The following is a 5,045-nucleotide window of genomic DNA, read 5'->3' as shown; positions in this document are numbered from 1 at the left end:
GGATCAGCGCCTCGTCGGCCGATTTCAGCGGCAGGTCGCGCGCCCGCTTGCTCCAGGCTGCCGCCAGCCGGCCCCGCATCGCCGCGTGGGCGCGCTTGAGCACCGTCAGGTCGCTGACACCGCGGCTGTACGCATAGGTGTCGGGGAAGAAGCGGCCCTCGGGCGCCACGCCGGGCTCACCCAGCGCCGTCATGATCTCGGCATCGCTCATCTGCGCCGTCTTGGGCTTGAGTGAAGGTGCGGCGGCGAGTGCCGCCCTCACCTGGCGCCAGTTCCAGCCTTCGATGAGGCGCAGTTGCTCCATGACCTGGTCGCCGCGCACCATCTTGTCGAGCAGCTCCCGCGGCGTGATGCCGGCGTGGACCTCATAGCTGCCGGCGCGGATCTGCTTGGCCTGGCCCGACCACTTGAACCATTGGTAGAGGAAGCGGGTATCGGTCTGCACGCCGGCAGCGACCCACGCGCGGGCAACCTCCACCGGGTTGGTGCCGGGCTCGATGGACAGCTCCACCGAAGGCGCCGACAGCGCCAGCGGGCTGCGCAGCCACTGCCAGACGGCGCCTGCAGCCAGCACTGCGATCAACAACAAGACGAGCAGCGCTCGCAACAACCACTTCATGCCCTGTGAAAAGCCCGGTCAAAAGGGGGCCGATGATAATTCCCGTCATGTCGCAAGCCTCCCAACTCCGTCTCTCTGACTGGGGCGTGATCCGCGCCCAGGGCGCTGACGCCGCCAGCTTCCTGCACAGCCAGCTGACCCAGGACTTCGCCTTGCTCGACCGCGAGCACGCACGCCTGGCCGGCTTCTGCACGGCCAAGGGCCGGCTGCTGGCGACGATGGTGGGCTGGCGCGGCGGTGATGAAGAGATTCTGCTGGCCCTGCCGGCCGAGACGCTGGCGGCGACGCTGAAGCGGCTGTCCATGTTCGTCATGCGCGCCAAATGCAAGCTCAGCGACGCGAGCGCCGAGTTCGCGGTCTACGGATTGCTGGGCGAGCCGACCGCCGAGGCCTGGACGCTGGCGAGCGATGACGAAGCCGTACAGATCGCCCTGCCCGGCACGGGTCGCGCGCTGCGCGTGCAGCCCGCCAACGCACCCGCACCGACCGGCGCAGCGATGACGGCCGACGACTGGGCCTGGGCCGAAGCCGAAGCCGGCGTGGCCTGGGTGCGCGGCGCCACCGTCGAGGCCTTTGTGCCGCAGATGATCAATTTCGAAGTGCTGGGCGGCGTGAACTTCAAGAAGGGCTGCTACCCCGGCCAGGAGATCGTCGCGCGCAGCCAGTACCGCGGCACGCTGAAGCGCCGGCTGCAGGTTTTCGAGGCGGATGCGCCCGCGACCATCGGCCAGGAGATCTTTAACAGCGCAGACCCGGAGCAGCCCGCTGGCGTCGTTGCGGGCAGTGGGTCCAAGGGCGGCCGGACCGCCATTGCCGCCGAGATCAAGCTCGCGGCATTGGAAGGCGGCAGCCTGCACCTGGGCAGCGCTACCGGCGCCACGCTGCAGCCGCGTGCCCTGCCCTACGAGATCCCGCCCCAAGACTGACCGTGCAGCTCTACGTCTACTACCGCGTCGCCGCCGACAACGTCGAGGCGGCACTCATCGCCTTTCGCAAGGCTCGTGTCGAAGCGCCCATCGAGCTGCTGCAACGCCCCGAGCCGGACGCCGATGGGCGGTGGACGTGGATGGAGATCTACCCGGAAGGCTGGACCCACCGCGAGCCGCAGGTGGCAGCGGCGATGGCCGAGTGGCTGGCCAGCGAACGCAAGGTTGAGCGCTTCGAGATGCTCGGTTAGAGGCCGCGCACCATCTCCACATGTCCGATGCCAGCCTCCTCAAACGGCTGGCCCCGCCGCTGGAAGCCAGCGCGCAAATAGAAATTCTCGGCAGACAGCTGCGCATGCAGCAGCACCTCGCGGTAGCCCTGTTTTCTGGCCTCGGCCATCAACGCGTCGAGCACCTGGCGGCCGATCTGGGTGCCGCGCATGGCGCGCAGCACGGCCATGCGGCCGATCTTGGCCACGCCGGGCACATGCTCCAGCATGCGGCCGGTGGCCAGCGGAATGCCGAAGCGGTTGCGCGCCAGCGCATGCAGGCAGCTCGCGTCGGCGGCGTCCCATTCCATGTCGGCCGGGATGCCCTGCTCCTCGATGAAGACCTCGCGACGGATGGCGCCGGCGGCTTCGCCATGCTCGCTCCATGCGCCGACGCTGACGTCGACGACGCTCTGGCCGGCCTCGAAGCCATGGATGACGTCGCGCAGCGCATCGGGCAGGCGCTGCGGCGTCTGCGCGACCGGGTCGGCGAAGACGTAGATCATGTCGGCCTGCACCAGCAACTGGTCGCCACGGAAGAAGGCGCCGTCGACCTTCATCGAGCTGTTGCCGAACTCGCGGCAGCGCACGCCGATGTCCAGGCGGTCGTCGTAGCGGGCGGAGGCGAGGTAGTCCAGCGCCGCACGGCGCACGAAGAGGTCGCCGCCCAGCATCTTCATCGTGTCGGCATAGGGCAGCGCCAGGGCTCGCCAATAGCCGCTGATGGCCGTGTCCATATAGGTCAGGTAGTGGCCGTTGAAGACGATGCCCTGGGCGTCGATCTCGGCCCAGCGCACGCGCAGCGGTTCGAAGAAGCGGAAGTCCTGGCGTTTCATGGCTTGAGATGTTCCTTGATGGCCGCGGCGCAGAAGTCCAGCGCCGCGACGGCCTCGGGCAGGCTGCGGCCCATCTTGATGAAGTCGTGGGTCACGCCGCGTGCGAGTTCCAGCTGCACCGGCACGCCGGCCGCGCGCAGCACGTCGGCATAGGCCAGGCCTTCGTCCACCAGAGGGTCGGCCTCGGCCAGCAGCACGGCGGCGGGCGCGAGATCGGCATGGTCTTCGGCCTCCAGCGGCGCAAAACGCCAGTCGCTGCGCTGGTCGGCGTCGATGTAGTGGCTGAAGAACCATTCGATGGTCGTCGCATCGAGCAGATAGCCCTCGGCAAAACGGCGGTGCGAGTCATGGCTCAGCCGGGCCGCGGTACCGGGCGTGATCAGAAGCTGAAGCGCCAGCGGCAGGCCCTGCTCGCGGGCGAAGAAGGCCGTGCTGGCCGCCAGCGTGCCGCCGGCGCTGTCGCCGCCGACGCCCAGGCGGCTGCCGTCCAGGCCCAGCGCCGACGCCTGCTCATGCAGCCAGGCCAGGCCGGCCCAGGCATCGTCGACAGCGGCCGGAAAACGGTGCTCGGGTGCCAGGCGGTAGTCCAGCGCCAGCACGGCCGCGCCGCTGCGATTGCTGAGCTGGCGGCACAGGCTGTCATGCGTCTCCAGGTCGCCGATCGTGAAGCCGCCGCCGTGCAGATACAGCAGCACGGGCAGCTTGTCGGCGCTGGGCGCGTACAGACGTGCCGGCCGGCCAGCCACCTCCAGATCTTCGACGCGGGCCAGGGCCGCACGCGGCAGGTCCAGGATCTCTGCGCCCATGCGGTAGGCCAAGCGGGCCTCACGCGGCGTCAGCGCGTGAAACGGCGGCCGCTTGGCGCGCTGGATGCGCGTCAGCAGTTCGGCCATGCGTGGGGTCAGTGGCGTCGTCATCGGGCCCGCATTGTCGGCGGCACCCAGGGGTCGCGCAGCGGGGCTTGGAAGGCGTTCTCGCTCGTTGGCGCCACGCTGCCCGGCTGCTGCGGCGTACCGGCGCGATCCACCATCACGAAGGGTCGAGCCTGCAACGCTCGCCGTTCGGGTCCGAGGTCGGCAGCGGCACGCRGGGCCAGCGTGTTCGCGTAGAAGGCCTTGAGGTCGGCGAGCTGAGCGACCCGGGTCGCGTCGTCGAGATAGCTCATGTGGCCGCCGGCATAGTTGCGGACTTTCACGCGGCTGGCATCGACGCGCGCCAGGTCGGTCTCTGTCAGGTGAAAGGGCGTGGCCAGGTCGTGATAGCCGCTGACGGCGAGCACGCGCAGGCGGGCGTTCTGGGCCAGGGCCACCGAGAGGTCGGGCAAGGTGTCCGGCAAGGGCCGGCCGGCGTGGCTGAAGTTCCAGAAGTTGATGGCATTGCTCAGCACGACATAGGTGGAGCTGTTGCGGTAGCCGAGCTGGTCGCGCAGATGGGTGGCGATGCCGGTGGCGAAGCTGCTGCCGATCCAGGTGCTGGACACATCGCCCTCCGAGGCGAGCTGGCTGCCGATGGCCGCCTTCATGCGGCCGTCGTAGCGGCCGAGCTGCTGGCCGGAGATCAGCCAGATGCGGAAGTTGTCGGCCGACACGTTCAGGCTCGTCTGCCATTGCGCCGCGGGTAAACCGGTCAGGTTGGCCAGAGGCTGCCAGATCGTCGGTGTCGGTACATTGGCCAGCCAGGCTTGCAGCGCCGGCGCGTAAACCTGGTCGGCATAGGTACGCGCCTGCGCCGCCCAGGCGTTGAGATCGGTCGGCACAGGCTGCGTCAGCCGATGGAAGGCGCCGACGGCGGCGAAGCTCGGCAGATAGCCGCCGCAGCCCTGCCCGTTCGTGATGCCGCAATTGCTGTTGTAGTCCATCGCCGGGGACTGCAGCACAAGCCCGTCAAGCATGACGCCGGCCTCCTGCAACTGGCGCGCAAGCACGGCCGTACGCGGGCCGCCGTAGCTTTCGCCGTAGAGGTATTTGGGCGAGGCGGCGCGGTTGTTGGCAGCCAGGTAGCGCTGGATGGCGTCGCGGAACAGCGCGGCGTCGGCGTCCACGCCCCAGAAGTTGCGGTTGGTGAAGGGCGCGATGGCCTGGGAGTAGCCGCTGCCCACTGCGTTGATGAAGACGAGATCGGTCTGGCCCAGCAGGTGCTCGGCGTTGTCGATCATCGGGAAAGGCCGCGCCGCCGTCGTGTCGGGTGCGTTGGCCACGAGGCGCTTGGGACCGAAGCTGCCCAGCTGCAGCCAGACCGAGGCCGAGCCCGGGCCGCCGTTGTAAAAGAAGGTGACGGGGCGGGTCGCCACATCGGCACCGGGCAGGGTGTAGGCGACGTAGAACACCGAGGCCTCGGCAGCGCCAGTGGCGTCGCGCGCGATCAGGTGGCCGGCGGTGGCGGTGTAGCTCAGCGT

Annotated in this window: 6 protein-coding genes; 2 read left to right on the top strand and 4 right to left on the bottom strand. The window is 69.1% G+C overall.

Translation table 11 applies throughout. The features are described 5' to 3' along the window. Positions 1 to 589, bottom strand: a 589-nt coding sequence (locus tag AC1DU6_RS19745; protein ID WP_477859053.1) for an endolytic transglycosylase MltG, incomplete at its 3' end; no start/stop codon positions are given. Between the two features lie 77 nt (positions 590 to 666). On the opposite strand from AC1DU6_RS19745, the gene ygfZ reads away from it, so the two are divergent. Both ygfZ and AC1DU6_RS19735 read left to right on the top strand, forming a co-directional pair. Next, positions 667 to 1,545, top strand: coding sequence for a CAF17-like 4Fe-4S cluster assembly/insertion protein YgfZ (gene ygfZ, locus AC1DU6_RS19740; protein ID WP_477859051.1), 879 nt, complete (start codon positions 667 to 669; stop codon positions 1,543 to 1,545). Positions 1,546 to 1,547: 2 nt separating this feature from the next. Further along, entirely contained in the window at positions 1,548 to 1,796 is a 249-nt protein-coding gene (locus tag AC1DU6_RS19735; protein ID WP_056201645.1) for a DUF4936 family protein, read from the top strand. On the opposite strand, the gene AC1DU6_RS19730 is transcribed toward AC1DU6_RS19735, so the two are convergent. From AC1DU6_RS19730 to AC1DU6_RS19720, 3 genes are all read right to left on the bottom strand, one after another. After that, a complete protein-coding gene (locus AC1DU6_RS19730; RefSeq protein WP_477859049.1) occupies positions 1,793 to 2,650 on the bottom strand; it encodes a YbgC/FadM family acyl-CoA thioesterase in 858 nt (285 codons plus the stop codon). The two genes, AC1DU6_RS19735 and AC1DU6_RS19730, sit on opposite strands and share 4 nt — an antisense overlap. Next, positions 2,647 to 3,567 carry an alpha/beta hydrolase gene (locus AC1DU6_RS19725; protein ID WP_457324681.1) on the bottom strand — a complete coding sequence of 307 codons (921 nt, stop codon included), beginning with the start codon at positions 3,565 to 3,567 and terminating at the stop codon, positions 2,647 to 2,649. The genes AC1DU6_RS19730 and AC1DU6_RS19725 overlap by 4 nt, the downstream gene beginning before the upstream one ends. Then, a partial coding sequence (locus AC1DU6_RS19720) for a S10 family peptidase (protein ID WP_477859046.1) occupies positions 3,564 to 5,045 on the bottom strand: 1,482 nt, incomplete at its 5' end. The genes AC1DU6_RS19720 and AC1DU6_RS19725, both read right to left, overlap by 4 nt.

The sequence above is a fragment of the Roseateles sp. P5_B10 genome (assembly GCF_056400485.1).
Note: the sequence above shows the minus strand (reverse complement) of the source record. Positions and strands in the feature narration are given on the sequence as shown.

Bases quoted from the DNA above. Each gene is read 5' to 3' on its own strand.
- ygfZ (WP_477859051.1), top strand. From the start codon at position 667: ATGTCGCAAGCCTCCCAACTCCGTCTCTCTGACTGGGGCGTGATCCGC.
- AC1DU6_RS19730 (WP_477859049.1), bottom strand. From the start codon at position 2,650: ATGAAACGCCAGGACTTCCGCTTCTTCGAACCGCTGCGCGTGCGCTGG.
- AC1DU6_RS19725 (WP_457324681.1), bottom strand. From the start codon at position 3,567: ATGACGACGCCACTGACCCCACGCATGGCCGAACTGCTGACGCGCATC.